This is a genomic window from Streptomyces sp. NPDC102279 (assembly GCF_044766365.1).
GTDB lineage: Bacteria > Actinomycetota > Actinomycetes > Streptomycetales > Streptomycetaceae > Streptomyces.
In genome coordinates this window covers 75,749-92,377 of sequence record NZ_JBIWLU010000013.1, presented here as the reverse complement: position 1 = coordinate 92,377, position 16,629 = coordinate 75,749, and the positions used below count along the sequence as shown (strand labels likewise).

Below are 16,629 nucleotides of genomic sequence, written 5' to 3'. Positions count from 1 at the left end.
CTGACTCGGCTCTCTCTCAGTCGTCTTCGTTGTCGCCGAAGTCGGGGCGGACGTCCCGGGCGAACATGACCTCGTCGTTGGAGGTGCCGGCGGCGACCATCGGCCACACCATCGCGTCCTCGTGGACGATGAAGTCGACGACGACCGGACGGTCGTTGATCGAGTTCGCCTCCTCGATCACCTTGTCGAGGTCGTCCGGGGACTCGCACCGGATGGCGTAACAGCCCATCGCCTCCGACAGCTTGACGAAGTCGGGGACGCGGGTGCCGGCGCTCGGCTGCTTGCCGTCCGCGTCCGGACCGCTGTGCAGCACGGTGTTGGAGTAGCGCTGGTTGTAGAAGAGGGTCTGCCACTGGCGGACCATCCCGAGGGCGCCGTTGTTGATGATGGCGACCTTGATCGGGATGTTGTTCAGGGCGCAGGTGGTCAGTTCCTGGTTGGTCATCTGGAAGCAGCCGTCGCCGTCGACCGCCCAGACCGTGCGGTCGGGCTGTCCGGCCTTGGCGCCCATCGCGGCCGGGACCGCGTAGCCCATCGTTCCGGCGCCGCCCGAGTTCAGCCAGGTCGCGGGCTGTTCGTACTGGATGTAGTGCGCGGCCCACATCTGGTGCTGGCCGACGCCAGCCGCGAAGATCGTTCCCTCGGGGGCGAGTTGGCCGATGCGCTCGATGACCTGCTGCGGCGAGAGCGAGCCGTTGTCGGGCTGCTCGTAGCCGAGCGGGTACGTCTCGCGCCAGCGGTTGAGGTCCTTCCACCAGGCGCTGTAGTCGCCGGTGTTGCCTTCGCTGTGCTCCTTCTGCACGGCCTGGACCAGGTCGGCGAGGACCTCGCGGGCGTCACCGACGATCGGCACGTCGGCGGCGCGGTTCTTGCCGATCTCGGCCGGGTCGATGTCGGCGTGGACGATCTTCGCGAAGGGAGCGAAGCTGTCCAGCTTGCCGGTGACACGGTCGTCGAAGCGGGCTCCGAGGGCGACGATCAGGTCGGCCTTCTGCAGCGCGGTGACGGCGGTGACCGCACCGTGCATGCCCGGCATTCCCACGTGCAGCGGGTGGCTGTCGGGGAATGCGCCGAGCGCCATCAGGGTGGTGGTGACGGGCGCTCCGGTGAGTTCGGCGAGGACCTTCAGCTCGGCGGTGGCCTGCGCCTTGAGGACACCTCCGCCGACGTACAGCACGGGCCGCTTGGCCTGGGTGAGCAGCTTGGCGGCCTCGCGGATCTGCTTGGCGTGCGGCTTGGTCACCGGGCGGTAGCCGGGCAGGTCCTGGGTGGGCGGCCACTGGAAGGTGGTCTGCGCCTGCAGGGCGTCCTTGGCGATGTCGACGAGGACGGGGCCGGGGCGACCGGTGGAGGCGATGTGGAAGGCCTCCGCGATCGTCCGCGGGATGTCCTCGGCCTTGGTGACCAGGAAGTTGTGCTTGGTGATCGGCATCGTGATGCCGACGATGTCCGCCTCCTGGAAGGCGTCCGTGCCGATGGCCTTGGAGGCGACCTGCCCGGTGATCGCGACGAGCGGCACCGAGTCCATGTGGGCGTCGGCGATCGGCGTGACCAGGTTGGTCGCGCCGGGGCCGCTGGTCGCCATGCAGACGCCGACCTTGCCGGTGGCCTGCGCGTAGCCGGTGGCCGCGTGGCCGGCGCCCTGCTCGTGCCGGACGAGCACGTGCCGCACACGGCGGGAGTCCATCAGCGGGTCGTAGGCCGGGAGGATCGCACCGCCGGGGATGCCGAATACGGTCTCGGCCCCGACCTCCTCGAGCGAGCGGATGAGGGACTGCGCGCCCGTGACGTGCTCGGGTGCGGACTGCTGTCCTCCGGAACGGGGCCGCGGCTGCGGATGGTGGGCCCCGGTGGCCTGCTCGGTCATCGGCATTCTCTTCTCGATGCTGAGGGTTTTTGCGACTTTTGTGCGGTGTGCGTTTGCTGATCGAAAGGCGCTTGTGCAACAAAAAACCCCTCGTGCCGTGAGGCAAGCGAGGGGAGCGCGCCGGGTGCGGTCGCTGGGTGTTCCGGATCCTCCGGTGACCACCTAGCTTCAGCCGACGCGCTTTCCAAGTACGAGAATTCGGGTGCGCATGGCATTGACCCTCCCTCCGGCACGCACCGACTGTCAAGTAGGTGGGACGGGAGTCTCATTATGTGAGCGGAGGGCTGTTCCACCCCCGAGAACGGCGGGCACCGCCCCGGTGTACACCCCCGCTCCACCGCCCGCGAAGACGGGCTCGACCGGCCCGTTCGGTACGGGGAAGTGGCCGGAGGAGAGCGCCCGGCGCAGCCGGTACTCGTCCAGCGGTCCGGAGAACGCCATGCCCTGCCCGTGGGTGCAGCCCATCGCCCGAAGCGCGATCACCTGCTCCGGGAGATCCACCCCGTCCGCCACGGACTGCAGCCCCAGGTCGGTCGCGATCCGCAGCAGCCCGCTGGTGATCTTGTGCAGCCGGGCGGACTCGACGACTCCCTCGACCAGACTGCGGTCGAGCCGCAGGATGTCCACGGGGAGCCGGCGGAGCGCTGTGATCGCCGCGTAGCCGCTGCCGAAGCCGTCCAGGGCGATCCGGACCCCGAGGCGCCTGAGGGCGTTCAGGCGGCGCTCCAGCTCGTCCAGAGGGACCCGTGGGTCGGTGTCCGACAGCTCGATGACCAGCCCGCCGGACGCGAGCCCGTGCCGGGTGAGCAGGGACTCGACGGAACCGAGCGGCAGGGAGCGGTCCAGCAGCCGCCGGGCGGTCATCCGGACGGCGACCGGCACGGCGATGCCCGCCGCGGTGCGCTCGGCGGCCTGCCCGACGGCCTCGTCCAGCATCCAGCGGCTCAGCTCGGCGGTGCGGTCGCTGTCCTCGGCGACGCGCAGGAACTCCGCGGGCGTGAAGAGCACCCCCTGCGAGGAACGCCAGCGCGCCTGTGCGGTGACCGACGAGATCCGGCCGTTCTCCAGCGACACCACCGGCTGGTGCAGCAGGGCGAACTCACCCTCTTGGAGCGCGGAGCGCAGCCGGGTCGCCAGCTCCGCCTTGCGGACCACGTCCTGCTGCATCTGCGGCGCGTACAGCTCGACACGGCCCTTGCCCGCCGCCTTGGCGCGGTACATGGCCAGGTCGGCGTTGCGCAGCAACTCACCCGCGCCCAGACCCGGTTCGGCGAAGCCGACACCGATGGACGCGGCGACGCGGACATCGTTGCCGTCGATGCAGTACGGCTGGGAGAGCCTGATCCGCAACCGGTCGGCCAGTTCCATGATCTGCTGCTCGCGGGCCGTGCGGTCGCGGCCGCCGTCGCCGACGATGAGCGCCGCGAACTCGTCCCCGCCGAGGCGGGCGGCGGTGTCGCCGTGCCGTACGGAGTCCTGGAGCCGGCGGGCGGCCTGGACGAGCAGTTCGTCGCCCGCCTGGTGCCCGATCGTGTCGTTCACGGCCTTGAAGCCGTCGAGGTCGATGAAGAGCACGGCGGTGCCCCGGTCGGAGGAGCGGCGCCCGGACAGGGCCTGCTGGACGCGCCGGGTGAACAGCGCGCGGTTCGGCAGGTCGGTGAGCGGGTCGTGCTCGGCGTTGTGCTGCAACTGCGCCTGCAGGCGGACGCGTTCGGTCACGTCACGGCTGTTGAAGATGAGTCCGCCGTGGTGCCGGTTGACGGTGGACTCCACGTTCAGCCAGCCGCCGTCGCCGGACCGGAACCGGCACTCGATCCGGGTGGTCGGCTCCTCGACGTGACTGGCCGCGAGGAACCGCCGTACCTCGTGGACCACGCAGCCGAGGTCCTCTGGGTGGATGAGCGAGGCGAGCTCGGAGCCGACGAGGTCCTCCGCGTCGCGGCCGTAGACCCCGGCGGCGGCCGGGCTCACGTACCGCAGGATGCCGTTCGGAGCGGCGATCATGATGACGTCGCTGGAGCCCTGCACCAGGGAGCGGAAGTGGTTCTCCTTCTGCGCCAGCTCCTGGGTGAGGGTGATGTTGTCGAGCAGCATGATGCCCTGGCGCACCACGAGGGCGAGGACGACGAGACCGGCGGTGAGGAGCACCACGCGGTCCACCCTGCGCCCGTTCAGGATGTTGTAGAGGATCCCCAACGTGCAGACGGCGGCGGCGAGATAGGGCGTCAGCGCGGCGAGCGATCCGGCGATCGGACGCGTCACCGGGTACCGCCCGTGCCCCGGGCCCTGCGGGGCGGGCTGCGGGTGTCCGCCCTGCTCCCGCTCGTACCCGTGCTCCTGCGCACCGGACGCGCCCCGGCGCTCGTGCTCTCCGGGCCCCCGGCGGGCTCCCGGCCCCGGGGGCTCGTGGCCGCCCCGCGGTCCGCGCCGCTCGTCGGAGCCCGCTGGACCGAAGCGGCCGTCCCGGCGCTGGCCGGGGATGCGCTCGCGCACCCCGCGCGCGGGCCCTTCGGGGGCGTGCTCCTGCGGGCCGTACCCCTCCGCCTCCGGGTGTCCGTGACGGGTGGCGGCCCAGGGTGCGTACGCGAGGAGCAGCGAGCCGGCGAACCAGCCCGCGTCGAGGAGCTGGCCCGAGTGGTAGTTGTTGTGCAGGAGGGGCGAGGTGAACAGGGCGTCGCACATCACGGTCAGGGCGAGCGCCCCGATCGCGGTGTTCACCGCCGAACGGTTCACCGACGAGCGCCGGAAGTGCAGGGCGAGGACCATGCTGACCAGCGCGATGTCCAGCAGCGGGTACGCCAGCGACAGCGCGGTGTGGGCGACGCTCGGGCCGTCGAACTTGGCCGCCTGGGCGAGCGCGAGCGACCAGGACAGCGTGAGCAGCGAGCCGCCGATCAGCCAGGAGTCGAGCGCGAGGCACACCCAACCCGCCCTGGTGACGGGCCTCTTGGCGAGCACCAGCAGGCCGACGATGGCGGGCGGCGCGAAGCAGAGGAAGAACAGGTCGGCGTAGCTCGGGCTGGGCACCGGGCGTTCGAGGACGACCTCGTACCACCCCCAGACCAGGTTGCCGAGGGAGGCCATCGCCGAGGAGAGGGAGAACAGCAGCCAGGCGGGTCGAAAGCGGCTGCTCCGGCTACGGGCGTAGAGGAAGCACGAGACGGCCGCGGTGCCCGCCGCGATGCTCAGCCCGAAGTCGCCCATGACCAGCGCGAGACTCGCGGAGCCCCAGCCGAGTGCGGAACCGACGGCGTATCCCGCGCACACCAGGGCCAGGACGAGTTGCGAGACCAGGCCCGTCCCGCCGTCGAAGACCGGACGGCGGGTCAACAGCGCTCCGGGGGAGCTCACCGGGCCCACCCGGTCCGTGCCCCCGGGTCCAACTGGTCCCGGTGCGCCGGATGGGCATGCCTGCGGCGGCTCGGGTGCCTGCGGTGGTGATGGCAGCCGTGGCCGCGTCCGCGTGCGGCCGCGCGCCAGGGTCGTCGGCGGCGGCCCCGCCGCGTCGGATCGGTGGTCCATAGGCCGTGCATCGCCCGTCGCCCCCCTCGCAGTCTCCATGTCCGTCCCCGGCGCCCAACGGTGCGCGGCGCCGCCCCTGTCGGGACGATACACCAGTCTCGTCACTCAGGGACATAGTTCCTCTACGCTCCGTGACGACCAGGGACTATGCCGGAACTGCCCGCGTTCGGGGAACTGCAGAGGGTGTTCGAGGCGGACAGGAGACGAACGGAGCGGTGCTCAGGTGCCGGTGGTAAGAACCACGTTCCGCAGCGGCTCCCGGTTCACGAAAAGCGTCAGCTGTTGCGCGAGCAGCCGCTTGGCGCGCGGCCAGAACGCCGAGGTGGGGCCGCCGACATGAGGACTGATGAGCACACCGGGCGCGTGCCACAGCGGATGCCCCGGAGGCAGCGGTTCGGGATCGGTCACGTCCAGGGCCGCGGTGATGCGGCCGCTCTCCAGTTCGGCGAGCAGCGCCTTGGTGTCGACGACGGGGCCGCGCGCCACGTTGACCAGCAGGGCGCCGTCCTTCATCCGGGACAGGAAGTCGGCGTTCACCAGCCCACGAGTGCTCTCCGTGAGCGGTGTGGACAGCACGACGACATCGGATTCGGGGAGCAGCGAGGGGAGTTCCGTGAGTGGGCGCACCGGGCCGCGCTCCGTGGTGCGGGCGGAGCGCGCGACGCGCGCCACCCGCGCGAGCTCGAACGGCGCGAGCCGGTCCTCGATGGCGGACCCGATCGAGCCGTACCCCACGATGAGGACGGACTTGTCGGCCAGTGAGGGCCGGAAGCCCGATCGCCACTCCTCGGCGTCCTGGCCGCGGACGAAGTCGGGGACGCCGCGCAGCGAGGCGAGGATCAGCGTGAGGGTCAACTCCGCGGTGCTCGCCTCGTGGACACCGCGGGCGTTGCACAACACCACGCCGGGGCGCAGGGACTTGAGGCTCGGCAGGACGTGGTCGACACCCGCGGAGAGCGTCTGCACGGCCCGGACCGACGTCATCGCCGGCAGCGGACGCTGTGACACGGCGGGCGGCTTCATGTAGGGGACGACGTAGAACGCGCAGTCCGCCGGGTCGGCGGGAAAGTCCTGGTCGCCGTCCCAGAAGCGGTACGCGGGGCCTTCCGGGAGCCCCTCGATCTCGTCGGCGTGAAACGGGAGCCACACATCGCAAGTCATGGTCAGGAGGCTATGCCAGGCGCCCGTGCGTACAGAGGTTAGGTTGGGGTGCCGGCAGAGGGAGGATCACGACCAGGTGGAGCGCAGAACGATCGGGGCCGCGGCGCTCGGTGTCGGGGCGGTCGGCCTCGGGTGCATGCCGATGAGCTGGGCCTACACCGGTTCGCGACAGCGCGGCGAGGAGTCGCTGCGCGCGGTGCACGCGGCGCTCGACCGGGGCTCGACGCTGCTCGACACGGCCGACATGTACGGCCCCTTCACCAACGAGCTGCTCCTCGGGCGGGCGCTCAGGGAGCGTCGCCCGGAGGCCTTCGTGTCGACCAAGGTCGGTCTGCTGGTGGGCGAGCAGCACATCGTGGCCAACGGCCGTCCCGGGTACGTGAAGCGGGCGTGCGACGCCTCGCTGCGCCGGCTCCGGACGGACGTGATCGATCTCTACCAGCTGCACCGGGCGGATCCGGAGGTGCCGGTCGAGGAGACCTGGGGCGCGATGGCCGAGCTGGTGTCGGCGGGGAAGGTGCGCTCGCTCGGGCTGTGCGCGCTGGGGGCCCGGTCCGGTCGGCGCCCGGGGGCGCGGCTGCACGACGGAACGATCCGGCAGCTGGAGCGGGTCCAGCAGGTGTTCCCGGTGAGCGCCGTGGAGGCCGAGCTGTCGGTGTGGTCGACGGAGGCGCTGGACGCGCTGCTGCCGTGGTGCGCGGCGCGCGGGGTCGGGTTCCTCGCCGCGATGCCGCTGGGCAACGGCTTCCTGACCGGGACGCTGACGCCCGGCGAGGGCTTCGAGCCGGACGACGTACGGGCCCGGCATCCCCGCTTCACCGCCGAGATGATGGCCTCGAACCAGCCCATCGTGGTCGGTCTGCGGCGCATCGCCCGGCGCCACTCGGAGGCGGGCCGGCCGGTCACGCCCGCGCAGGTGGCGCTGGCCTGGGTGCTGGCGCAGGGGCCGCACGTGGTTCCGGTGCCGGGGGCCAAGCGGGAACGCTGGGTGACCGAGAACGCGGGGGCGGCGGGCCTGCGGCTGACACCGGAGGATCTGGCGGAGGTGGCGGGTCTGCCGGGGGCCCTGGGATCCTGGGAGTGAGGCAGGTCCGCGGGCCGGAGTGCGGATTCGCCGGTCCGTGATCGGGAACCCGCGGGACGCGAGCGGTGTATGAACAGTAGGACCGCCGCTTCGAAGGGACACAGATGGTGCAACGTCGAGCAGTGACAGCCGTGTTGGTCACGGCCGCCTTTCTGGTGACGGCAGGCTGTTCCTCGGGCGGCGGAGGGGGCTCGGACGACGGAGGCTCGCTCCCGGGCCTCGGGAGCAGCCCCGCGCCGCAGTCGTCGTCCTCCCGCGGCGCCTCCCCCGAGCCGACACCGCCGGCCAAGGGGTCGGTGAAGGTCGTGCGCACCGTCACCGAGGACCTGGACAGCCCCTGGGGCCTCGCGCCTCTGTCGGAGGGCGGCCTGCTGGTGTCCTCGCGGGACAAGGGGACGATCAGCCGGATCGACGAGAAGACCGGCAGGAAGACCGAGCTGGGCGACGTCCCCGGGGCGGCTCCGGCCGGCGAGGGCGGCCTGCTGGGCATCGCCCTCTCCCCCGCCTACGCCTCGGACCACATGATCTACGCGTATGTGACCACGGCCTCGGACAACCGCATCGTCCGCATGCTGTACGACGCGAAGAAGCCCTCCGGCGAGCAGCTCGGCGCACCGGACACGATCTTCAAGGGCATCCCCAAGGGGATCATTCACAACGGCGGGCGGATCGCTTTCGGCCCGGACAAGATGCTGTACGCGGGCGCGGGCGAGACGGGCGACCGGGGCCAGGCGCAGGACAAGAAGGCGCTCGGCGGCAAGATCCTGCGGATGACCCCGGACGGCGAGCCCGCGCCCGGCAATCCGTTCCCCGGCTCCGTCGTCTACTCGTACGGACACCGCAACGTCCAGGGTCTCGCCTGGGACGACAAACAGCGGCTGTGGGCCTCCGAGTTCGGCCAGGACACCTGGGACGAGCTGAACCAGATCAAGCCCGGCGACAACTACGGCTGGCCGGTGGTCGAGGGCATCAGCAAGGACACGAAGTACCACAACCCGGTCGCCCAGTGGCACACGGACGACGCCTCCCCGAGCGGGATCGCGTACGCCGAGGGATCCATATGGATGGCGGGCCTCAAGGGCGAGCGGCTGTGGCGCATCCCGTTGAACGGCACGAAGACTTCCGCCGACCCCGAGGCCTTCCTGGAGGGGAAGTACGGCCGGCTGCGCACGGTCGTCTCCGCGGGCGGCGACAAGCTCTGGCTGATGACGAGCGAGACCGACGGCCGTGGCAGCCCCGGGAAGGGCGACGACCGGCTGCTGGAGATCGAGGTGAAGTAGCGGGAGCTGGCGGCGGGGGAAGCAGGCGGAGGACTGAGGCGGTCGTGCGGGCTACGACGCCTGCGAGGGGCCGGAGTTCGGCGCCTCATCCCGGTCCGGGCTCGTGCTCTGGTCCTGGCGCGTGCTCTGGTCCGGGCTCGTGCTCCGGTCCGGGCTCGTGCTCCGGTCCGGGCTCGTGCCCCGGTCCTGGGCCGTGCTCTGGTCCTGGACCCCGGCCTTCGGTTGGTCCGCGTCGTTCGGTTGGTCCGCGTCGTTCGGTTGGTCCGCGTTCTTCTCCTGGTCCTCGTCATGCCGAGGGGCCCGTACGACCACCTTGCCCGAGGTCAGGTCTATGGGGCCGCGGCCCGGGTCGCCGTCGTTCAGGTCCACGCGGCTCAGTTCCAGCCGCTTGCGTTCGTCGTCGGTGTGCTTGCGGCCCGGTGCGAAGAGTTCCTCGAACATGTTGAACACGGTGCCTCCCTCGGCCCGAATCCCTTTCAGCCTAGACCTCGCCCGGCCGCCGGGACCGAGGAGGTCTCCGGAGGGAAGAGCCGCAGCCGGTGGGCCAGGGCCGCCGCCTCACCCCGTCCCGAGACCTCCAGCTTGGCCAGGATGTTCGAGACGTGGACGCTGGCCGTCTTCGGGGAGATGAAGAGTTCCTCGGCGATCTGACGGTTGCTGCGACCGGCGGCGACGAGCCGCAGTACGTCGCGCTCGCGGCCGGTGAGGCCGAGGGCCAGCGCGGGGTCCACGGGCACCGCGGACCGCTCGGGGGCGTGCTCCAGGGGGAGGCGGGCGCGCTGGGCGAGGAGCGCGACGGCGTCGGTGAGCGGGCGGGCGCCGAGGTGGTCGGCGGCGGCGCGGGCCAGCCGGAGGAGTTCCGTGGCCCGGGCGCGCTCGTCGTCGTCCGTGCCGGCGACGAGCAGTGCCTCGGCGAGGCGGAGGCGGACCCGCGCCAGGTCGTAGGGGTGCTCCAGGGGTTCGAGGGCGGTGACCACGTCGGACCACTGGTCCGGGGTGCTGTCGCCCTCGGCCCGGTCGAGTTCGGCGCGGACCCATTCGGCGTGGGCGAGCCAGACCGGCGCACCCGCCGCCAGGGACTTCGCGGCCGCGCGGATGCGCTCCAGGGCCGGGGCGCGGCCCGGTTCGGCGACGGGCAGGCCGCGGGCGTCGGCCTCCGCGGTGGCGGCGGCGAGCAGCAGTGGCCAGCCGTGGCGCTGGGTGCCGGGCGGGAAGCCCGCGTCCAGGGCCTGTTCCAGGGCGGCGCGGGCGTCGAGGAGGCGGCCCTCGCCGGCCGCGATACCGATGCTGGTGCAGAGCAGCGGAAGGGAATGCTGCGGCATCGGATCGTGGGTTCCGAAGTGGGCTCGGGCGGCGGTCAGTTGGCGGCTCGCCTCGGCGAGGTCGCCGCGGGCGAGAGCGACGGGCGCGAGACGGGCGGCGCCCACCCCGGAGGGCTTGCCGCTGAGTCCCACGCCCAGCGCGTTCCGGGCGGCGTCGACGGCCTCGTCCCACTGGCCGAGGGCGTACAGCGACTCGGACAGATTGCCCCAGACCCAGGCGAGGGTGTCCAACAGGCCGTTCCTGCGCGCGAGTTCGACGCCCTCGCGCAGGATCGCGACGGCCTCGCGGGAGCGGCCGACGGACTCCAGGTGGGAGGGCAGGTTGATGTGCAGCCGGCCGACGACGTAGGCGGCGCCGTGCTGGTGCGCCGCCTCCTTGACCTGGTACATCGCGGCGAGTCCGGCCTCGACGTCGCCCGAGTCGACCATCAGGCCGCCGAGGGTGAGCCGGGCGTTGAGTTCGATGTCCCGGGCGCCCACCATGCGCGCGTACTCCACGGCGCGCTCGGCCGCGGAGAGCGCGCCATGGCCCGGTTCGTGGAGCATGCACCAGGCGGCGACCATGGACAGCACCTCGGCGTGCACCTCGGAGGGCGGGAGGCCGCGCACCAGTTCCTGGGCGGTGGCGAGTTCCTCCCATCCGTCGCCGCGGACCTGCGCCTGGACGAGCCGCGAGCGCTGGAGCCAGAACCAGGCGGCGCGCAGCGGATCGTTCGTGTCCTCCAGGAGGTGTAGGGCGCGCCGGGTCGTCTTCAGGGCGCGCTCGCGTTCTCCGCACAGCCGGCCGGCGACGGCCGCCTCGGCCATCAGGTCGAGGTAGCTCAGCGGGGTCGTCTCGGGGTCGCAGCCGCAGGCCGGGTAGGCCTCGGCGTAGTCGACGGGCCGCAGCGCGGCGCGGACGGCGTCGGGGGCGACCTCCCACAGCTCCATCGCCCGCTCCAGGAGCCGCAGTTGCTCGGAGTGGGCGTGCCTGCGGCGGGCTTCGACGGAGGCGTCGAGGACGGCGGGCAGCGCCTTGGCGGCGTCGTGGGCGTAGTACCAGTAGCTGGCCAGCCGGGTCACGCGTTCGTCCGCCGGGACGAGCGCCGGGGCGGCCTCCAGTGCCTCGGCGTAACGGCGGTTGAAGCGGGAGCGCTCGCCGGGCAGCAGGTCGTCGCTGACGGCCTCGCGGACCAGGGAATGGCGGAAGCGGTAGCCGTCGCCACCGGGCGAGGCGATCAGGATGTTGGCGCCGACACAGGCCCGCAGTGCCTCGATGAGGTCGTCCTCGGCGAGCTGGGCCACGGCGGCGAGCAGCGCGTACTCGACGGTGGAGCCGCCTTCGGCGACGGTCCGGGCGATCCGCTGGGCGCTCTCCGGGAGCCGTTCGACACGCACCAGGAGCAGGTCCCGCAGGGAGTCCGTGAGTCCGGTGCGGCAGCCCTCGTGGGCGGCGACGGCGAGTTCCTCGACGAAGAAGGCGTTGCCGTCGGAGCGGGCGAATATCTCGTCGACCTGGGCCGGGTCGGGCTCTCGGGCGAGGATCCCGGCGATCTGGCGGCCGACCTCGGCCCGGCTGAAGCGGCCCAGTTCGAGGCGTCGGACGGTGCGGAGGCGGTCGAGTTCGGCGAGCAGGGGGCGCAGCGGGTGGCGGCGGTGGATGTCGTCGGCGCGGTAGGTGGCTATCACGACGAGCCGGCCGCTGCGCAGGGTGCGGAACAGGTAGGCGAGCAGATGGCGGGTGGAGGCGTCGGCCCAGTGCAGGTCCTCCAGCACGACGACGACCGTGCGGTCCGCCGCGACGCGTTCCAGGAGGCGGGCGGTGAGCTCGAAGAGCCGGGCCATGCCCTCTTCGTCGTAGCGCCGTCCGGAGGTCGTCTCCGCGAGTTCGGGCAGCAGCCGGGCGAGTTCGTCCTCCTGTCCGGCGGCCGCGGCGGCGAGTTCGTCGGGCAGGATGCGGCGCAGGGCGCGCAGGGCGGTGGAGAACGGGGCGAAGGGGAGGCCGTCGGCGCCGATCTCGACGCAGCCGCCGCAGGCGACGACGGCGGCCTCGCGGGCGGCGACGGTGGCGAACTCCTCCAGGAGGCGGGTCTTTCCGACGCCGGCCTCGCCGCCGAGCAGCAACGCCTGTGGCTCTCCCGTGGCGGCACGGGAGAGCGCGTCGTTCAACACCCCCAGTTCGGCGGTGCGTCCGACGAACACGGGGCTCACGGACCTGGTCTCCACGGGCCCGAGCATCGCACAGGGCACCGACAACTCGGCACCGGTTATCGGGCGGGCGATCAGTGCCCCGGTGGGGGCGCCGTCGTCCGGCAGGTGGCGGCCGATCTCCGTACGGCCGACCTCCCGCACACCCGGCGGCGTGCCGTACGCGGTACGGCCGCCGCCGGGTGCCGTGGCGTTCACGCGGCGCGGGTGAACGGATACCGGCGGGGACGGCGGCTATGGGCCCGCCCCTCGGTGTCCTGCGGTACGGACTCGCGGCGGGCCGCGCGGCGTGCGGCACGGCGGCCTCGGAGGGCCTCCTGGGCGAGCCGGTGGTTCTGGGCCTCGCGGATCAGTTCCGCGGACCGGATGTGGTGAAGCTCGTACTCGAACATCTCGTACCCCTTGTGAAGCGTCGGTGTCGGCCTCGCTGTCTGCGATGTCTCAACCTTCGTCTCCGAGGGGGGTGCGCCACATCGGGAGAGTTCCGCATCTTGCGCACGCGAAGGGCCTTAGGGCGGCGCCCGTTGTACGGCGCCGGCCCTAAGGCCCCTCAGAGTGGTCGGTTTCTCAGCTGGTGGAGGGCAGCCCGAGAAGGAGGTCGGAATACTTGGCGACGGCGAGCACCAGCCCGACGACGCCGAGCGAGACACCCGCCCAGGCGACCGACTTGATCCAGGCGGCCTGCGGCTTGCCGGGGGCGCCGAACGCGGGGCGGACGAGGACGACGACGCCGACGATCAGCGCGGCCAGTGCGAAGAGGCCGCCGATCAGCGCGGTGGTCGCCCACGCATCGCCGTAGACCTCCTTGACCTGCTGGGCGACGCTCGCGCTCGACGAGGTCCTGAGCTGGCCGACGAGCGTCTCGCGCGCGGCGGCGACGGTGGAGACCCAGCTGCCGGTCAGCGACACGATGCCGAGTCCGGCGGACACCACGGCGGCGGCACCCTGGCCGACTCCGGTCGCCTGCTCGGCGGCAAGGGTGCCGTCGCCGTCCTCGAGGGCCGCGTCGGCCTCGTCCTGCTCCTCGGCCCGGGCGTCCCGCGCCTCGGTGCCGGTCACGTCGTCCGTGGTCGCGTCGGTCTTGGTGACGTCCACGGTCTGGTCTTCGCGCTGCGCCTCGGCGCCGGTCTCGGCCCCGGCTTCGTCAACTGTCTTGGTTCCCATGCCCCGCACCGTACGGACGCTGTCTGAGAAGTTCCTTAATGATCCTTGTGCGCCTCGCGCGCACGTGCGGCGCGCCAGTCGGGCGCGAGCAGGGACCACACCTCCAGGTCGTGCCGGACCCCGCGGTAGGGGTGCTTCTCGCGCAGTACGCCGTCCTGGGTCATGCCCAGACGACGGGCCACGTTCAGGCTCGGCACGTTGCCGGCGGCGGCCACCCACTCGATCCGGTGGATCCCGCGGCCCTCGACGGCCCAGTCGATGAGCACGCGCATCGCGCGGGTGACGAGGCCGCGGCCGGAGGCGGCGGGTTCCAGCCAGCAGCCGACCTCGCAGTTGCCCTCTTCGGCGTCGAAGTTCAGGAAGAGCACGCCGCCGACGAGCTTGCCGTCGAGCCACAGGCCGTGCAGGGAGCCGGTGTCCGCCGCGCGCATGTCGGCGTACCGCTGGAGGTGGGCCCGCGTGGACGGCACGTCCGTGGACTGGGATCCGAAGGGGATGAACTGTCCGATGAACTCGCGGCCGCGGTCCAGGTGGGCGAGGAACTCCTCGGCGTGCCACGGCTCCAGGGGCCGCAGTTCCGCCCCGTCGTCACCCAGGGATATCGCGTACATCCGCTACCGCTCCTTCGCCATCATGTCCGCCTTGTCGGCGGCGTCGAGGACGTCCGCCACACCGGCGTCCGTCGCCTCGGCCAGCCTCTCATGGGCGGCACGGCATTCCGGTGCCTCGATGCTGACGCGGGGCAGCCGGCGGTCGAGCCAGCCGGGCAGCCACCAGTTCGCGCCGCCCAGCAGGTGCATGAGGGCGGGGACGAGGAGCGTGCGCAGGACGAAGGCGTCGAGGGCGACGGCGGCCGCCAGGGCGATGCCGAACATCGCGATGACGCGGTCGCCGCTGAGGACGAAGGAGAGGAACACCGAGATCATGATGACGGCCGCCGAGTTGATCACCCGGCTGGTCTCGGCCAGCCCGACCCGGACCGCCCGCCGGTTGTCGCCCGTCTCCAGCCACTCCTCGTACATGCGGCTGACCAGGAACACCTGGTAGTCCATCGAGAGCCCGAAGAGCACCGACACCATGATCACGGGGAGGAAGGGCTCGATCGGTCCTGCCCGGCCCAGGCCGAGCAGGTCGCTCCCCCAGCCCCACTGGAAGATCGCGACGACGACCCCGAAGGCGGCGGCGACGGCCGCGATGTTCATCACGGCCGCCTTGAGCGGGATACCGATCGAACGGAACGCGAGGAGCAGCAGGACGCAGCCGAGGCTGATCACGACGCCGACGAAGAGCGGCAGCTTGCCGACGATGACGTCGGCGAAGTCGTCGTAGCTCGCCGTCACCCCGCCCACATGCACGTCGAGGGAGGTGCCGGCCTCCGCGCGTGGCAGGACCTCGGTGCGCAGCCGGTCGACGAGGTCGCTGGTGTCCTTCGACTGCGGGGCGGAGGACGGGACGACGGTGAGGTAGGCGGTGTCGCCCGCGGTGTTGTAGGTGACCGGGGTCGCCGAGGAGACGCCGTGGGTGAGCCGCAGCGAGAGGTCCAGGTTGTCGAGCGCGAGGCGGTCCTCGGCGCCGCCGACCTTGGTGACGAGGGTCAGGGGCCCGTTCACGCCGGGTCCGAAGCCCTTGCCGATGAGGTCGTAGGCCTGCCGGGTGGTCGTCGTCCGCGGGTCGTTGCCCTGGTCGGAGGTGCCCAGATGGAGGGAGAACGTGGGCAGGGCGAGCAGCGCCATCACGACGACGGCGACACCGCCGAGCACCTTGGGGTGGCGTTCGACGAAGGCGGACCAGCGGGCGGCGAACCCGGTCGGCATCTCCGGTTCCGGCCCGTGCTCGTCCAGTCGGCGCCGTTCGCGGCGGCTCAGGGCGCGGGGCCCGATGAAGGAGAGCAGTGCGGGCAGCAGCGTGACGGAGGCGGCGACGGTGAGGACGACGGTCAGGGAGGCGGCGATGGCGACGCCGTTGAGGAAGCCCAGCCGCAGGATGAGCATGCCGAGCAGGGCGATGCAGACGGTGGCGCCGGCGAAGACGACGGCGCGGCCCGTGGTGGTGACGGCGTTCCGGGCGGCCTCGGCCACCGGCAGTCCGCGCTTCAGGCCGCGCCGGTGTCGCGTGACGATGAACAGGGCGTAGTCGATGCCGACACCGAGCCCGATCAGCATGCCGAGCATGGGGGCGAAGTCGGCGACGGTCATGGCGTGCCCGAGGAGCACGATGCCGAAGTACGCGGTGCCCACGCCGACCAGGGCGGTGGCGATGGGCAGCATGGAGGCGGCGAGGGAGCCGAAGGCGAGGAAGAGGACGGCGGCGGCGGCGACCACGCCGACGATCTCGGCGACATGTCCGCCGGACGACTGGGTGAGGGCGACGGCGCTGCCGCCCAGTTCCACGTCGAGTCCTTCGGTCCCGGCCGCCTTCGCGGTGTCGACGACGGCGCGGACCTCACCCTTGTCGATGGTCTCGGCCCGGTCGGCGAAGGTGATGTTCGCGTACGCGGTGCGGCCGTCGTCGCTGATCCGGTCGGCGCCACCGCGGCCGTACGGGCTGTCGACGGAGGCGACTCCGGGGAGCTCGGCGATCTTGTCCAGGGTGCGGGTCATCGACTGCTCGACGGCGGCGGAACGCACGCTGCCGCCCTGGCCGGTGTGCCAGACGACCGTGTCGCTGTCGCCGCCGAGGCCGGGGAAGCCCTCGCCGAGGAGCTGGGTGGCGCGGCCGGATTCGGTTCCCGGGGCCTCGTAGTCGTTCGAGTACGAGGAGCCCGTCACGGCGGCGGCAGCGGTCACGCCGCCGAAGGCGACCAGCCAGAGCAGTACGGCAACGAGGCGGTGCTGGACACACCAACGTGCGAGGGCTGCCACGGACGAGCTCCCTGGGGGATTTGGGGATCTTTATCGGGAACTGCCCGCAAAGAACGCATGACGCATGCGTCATCACTCTTACAGCCGGAAATGATCCTTTGTCGCATTCGTGGGCTTACTCACAGATCTGCGACCCCTGTCACCGGGCATACGCGTGAACGCCACCGCCCCACGCGTGTCA

At 72.0% G+C, this 16,629-nt stretch carries 10 protein-coding genes and 1 pseudogene; 2 read left to right on the top strand and 9 right to left on the bottom strand.

Annotated elements, in window-relative coordinates; genetic code table 11:
- Nucleotides 1-16 precede the first annotated feature (16 nt).
- From ACIRQH_RS30915 to ACIRQH_RS30905, 3 genes are all read right to left on the bottom strand, one after another.
- A complete protein-coding gene (locus tag ACIRQH_RS30915; RefSeq protein ID WP_388869951.1) occupies nucleotides 17-1,873 on the bottom strand; it encodes an acetolactate synthase large subunit in 1,857 nt (618 codons plus the stop codon).
- Between the two features lie 237 nt (nucleotides 1,874-2,110).
- Nucleotides 2,111-5,389 carry an EAL domain-containing protein gene (locus ACIRQH_RS30910; protein WP_404227973.1) on the bottom strand — a complete coding sequence of 1,093 codons (3,279 nt, stop codon included), beginning with the start codon at nucleotides 5,387-5,389 and terminating at the stop codon, nucleotides 2,111-2,113.
- Between the two features lie 219 nt (nucleotides 5,390-5,608).
- On the bottom strand, nucleotides 5,609-6,550 hold the full coding sequence (locus tag ACIRQH_RS30905) for a 2-hydroxyacid dehydrogenase (RefSeq protein ID WP_388869957.1): 942 nt from the start codon (nucleotides 6,548-6,550) through the stop codon (nucleotides 5,609-5,611).
- A gap of 76 nt (nucleotides 6,551-6,626) precedes the next feature.
- On the opposite strand from ACIRQH_RS30905, the gene ACIRQH_RS30900 reads away from it, so the two are divergent.
- Together ACIRQH_RS30900 and ACIRQH_RS30895 are read left to right on the top strand one after the other, a co-directional pair.
- The gene (locus ACIRQH_RS30900; protein WP_388869960.1) at nucleotides 6,627-7,634 is read left to right on the top strand and encodes an aldo/keto reductase; all 1,008 of its coding nucleotides are present in this window, start codon (nucleotides 6,627-6,629) and stop codon (nucleotides 7,632-7,634) included.
- Nucleotides 7,635-7,738: 104 nt separating this feature from the next.
- Nucleotides 7,739-8,914, top strand: coding sequence for a PQQ-dependent sugar dehydrogenase (locus ACIRQH_RS30895; RefSeq protein ID WP_404227970.1), 1,176 nt, complete (start codon nucleotides 7,739-7,741; stop codon nucleotides 8,912-8,914).
- Between the two features lie 51 nt (nucleotides 8,915-8,965).
- On the opposite strand, the gene ACIRQH_RS30890 is transcribed toward ACIRQH_RS30895, so the two are convergent.
- The 6 genes and pseudogenes from ACIRQH_RS30890 to ACIRQH_RS30865 all read right to left on the bottom strand — a co-directional run bounded on the left by ACIRQH_RS30890 (nucleotide 8,966) and on the right by ACIRQH_RS30865 (nucleotide 16,448).
- Nucleotides 8,966-9,355, bottom strand: coding sequence for a DUF6191 domain-containing protein (locus ACIRQH_RS30890; protein ID WP_404228115.1), 390 nt, complete (start codon nucleotides 9,353-9,355; stop codon nucleotides 8,966-8,968).
- Between the two features lie 35 nt (nucleotides 9,356-9,390).
- Nucleotides 9,391-12,453, bottom strand: a complete 3,063-nt coding sequence (locus ACIRQH_RS30885; RefSeq protein WP_404228113.1) for an AAA family ATPase — start codon at nucleotides 12,451-12,453, stop codon at nucleotides 9,391-9,393.
- Nucleotides 12,454-12,617: 164 nt separating this feature from the next.
- Nucleotides 12,618-12,815 carry a hypothetical protein gene (locus tag ACIRQH_RS30880; RefSeq protein WP_358819018.1) on the bottom strand — a complete coding sequence of 66 codons (198 nt, stop codon included), beginning with the start codon at nucleotides 12,813-12,815 and terminating at the stop codon, nucleotides 12,618-12,620.
- Nucleotides 12,816-12,990: 175 nt separating this feature from the next.
- Entirely contained in the window at nucleotides 12,991-13,587 is a 597-nt protein-coding gene (locus ACIRQH_RS30875; protein WP_404227968.1) for a hypothetical protein, read from the bottom strand.
- A gap of 35 nt (nucleotides 13,588-13,622) precedes the next feature.
- Complete coding sequence (locus tag ACIRQH_RS30870) at nucleotides 13,623-14,198, bottom strand: GNAT family protein (RefSeq protein ID WP_358819016.1); 576 nt, start codon at nucleotides 14,196-14,198, stop codon at nucleotides 13,623-13,625.
- Nucleotides 14,176-16,448, bottom strand: a pseudogene (locus ACIRQH_RS30865) (MMPL family transporter). Before ACIRQH_RS30865 ends, ACIRQH_RS30870 begins: the two are co-directional and overlap by 23 nt.
- Between the last annotated feature and the right edge of the window lie 181 nt (nucleotides 16,449-16,629).

Coding starts and splice junctions, on each gene's coding strand:
- ACIRQH_RS30880 (WP_358819018.1), bottom strand. CDS start 12,815: ATGTTCGAGTACGAGCTTCACCACATCCGGTCCGCGGAACTGATCCGC.
- ACIRQH_RS30885 (WP_404228113.1), bottom strand. CDS start 12,453: ATGCTCGGGCCCGTGGAGACCAGGTCCGTGAGCCCCGTGTTCGTCGGA.
- ACIRQH_RS30910 (WP_404227973.1), bottom strand. CDS start 5,389: ATGGACCACCGATCCGACGCGGCGGGGCCGCCGCCGACGACCCTGGCG.
- ACIRQH_RS30905 (WP_388869957.1), bottom strand. CDS start 6,550: ATGACTTGCGATGTGTGGCTCCCGTTTCACGCCGACGAGATCGAGGGG.
- ACIRQH_RS30875 (WP_404227968.1), bottom strand. CDS start 13,587: ATGGGAACCAAGACAGTTGACGAAGCCGGGGCCGAGACCGGCGCCGAG.
- ACIRQH_RS30870 (WP_358819016.1), bottom strand. CDS start 14,198: ATGTACGCGATATCCCTGGGTGACGACGGGGCGGAACTGCGGCCCCTG.
- ACIRQH_RS30890 (WP_404228115.1), bottom strand. CDS start 9,355: ATGTTCGAGGAACTCTTCGCACCGGGCCGCAAGCACACCGACGACGAA.
- ACIRQH_RS30915 (WP_388869951.1), bottom strand. CDS start 1,873: ATGCCGATGACCGAGCAGGCCACCGGGGCCCACCATCCGCAGCCGCGG.
- ACIRQH_RS30895 (WP_404227970.1), top strand. CDS start 7,739: ATGGTGCAACGTCGAGCAGTGACAGCCGTGTTGGTCACGGCCGCCTTT.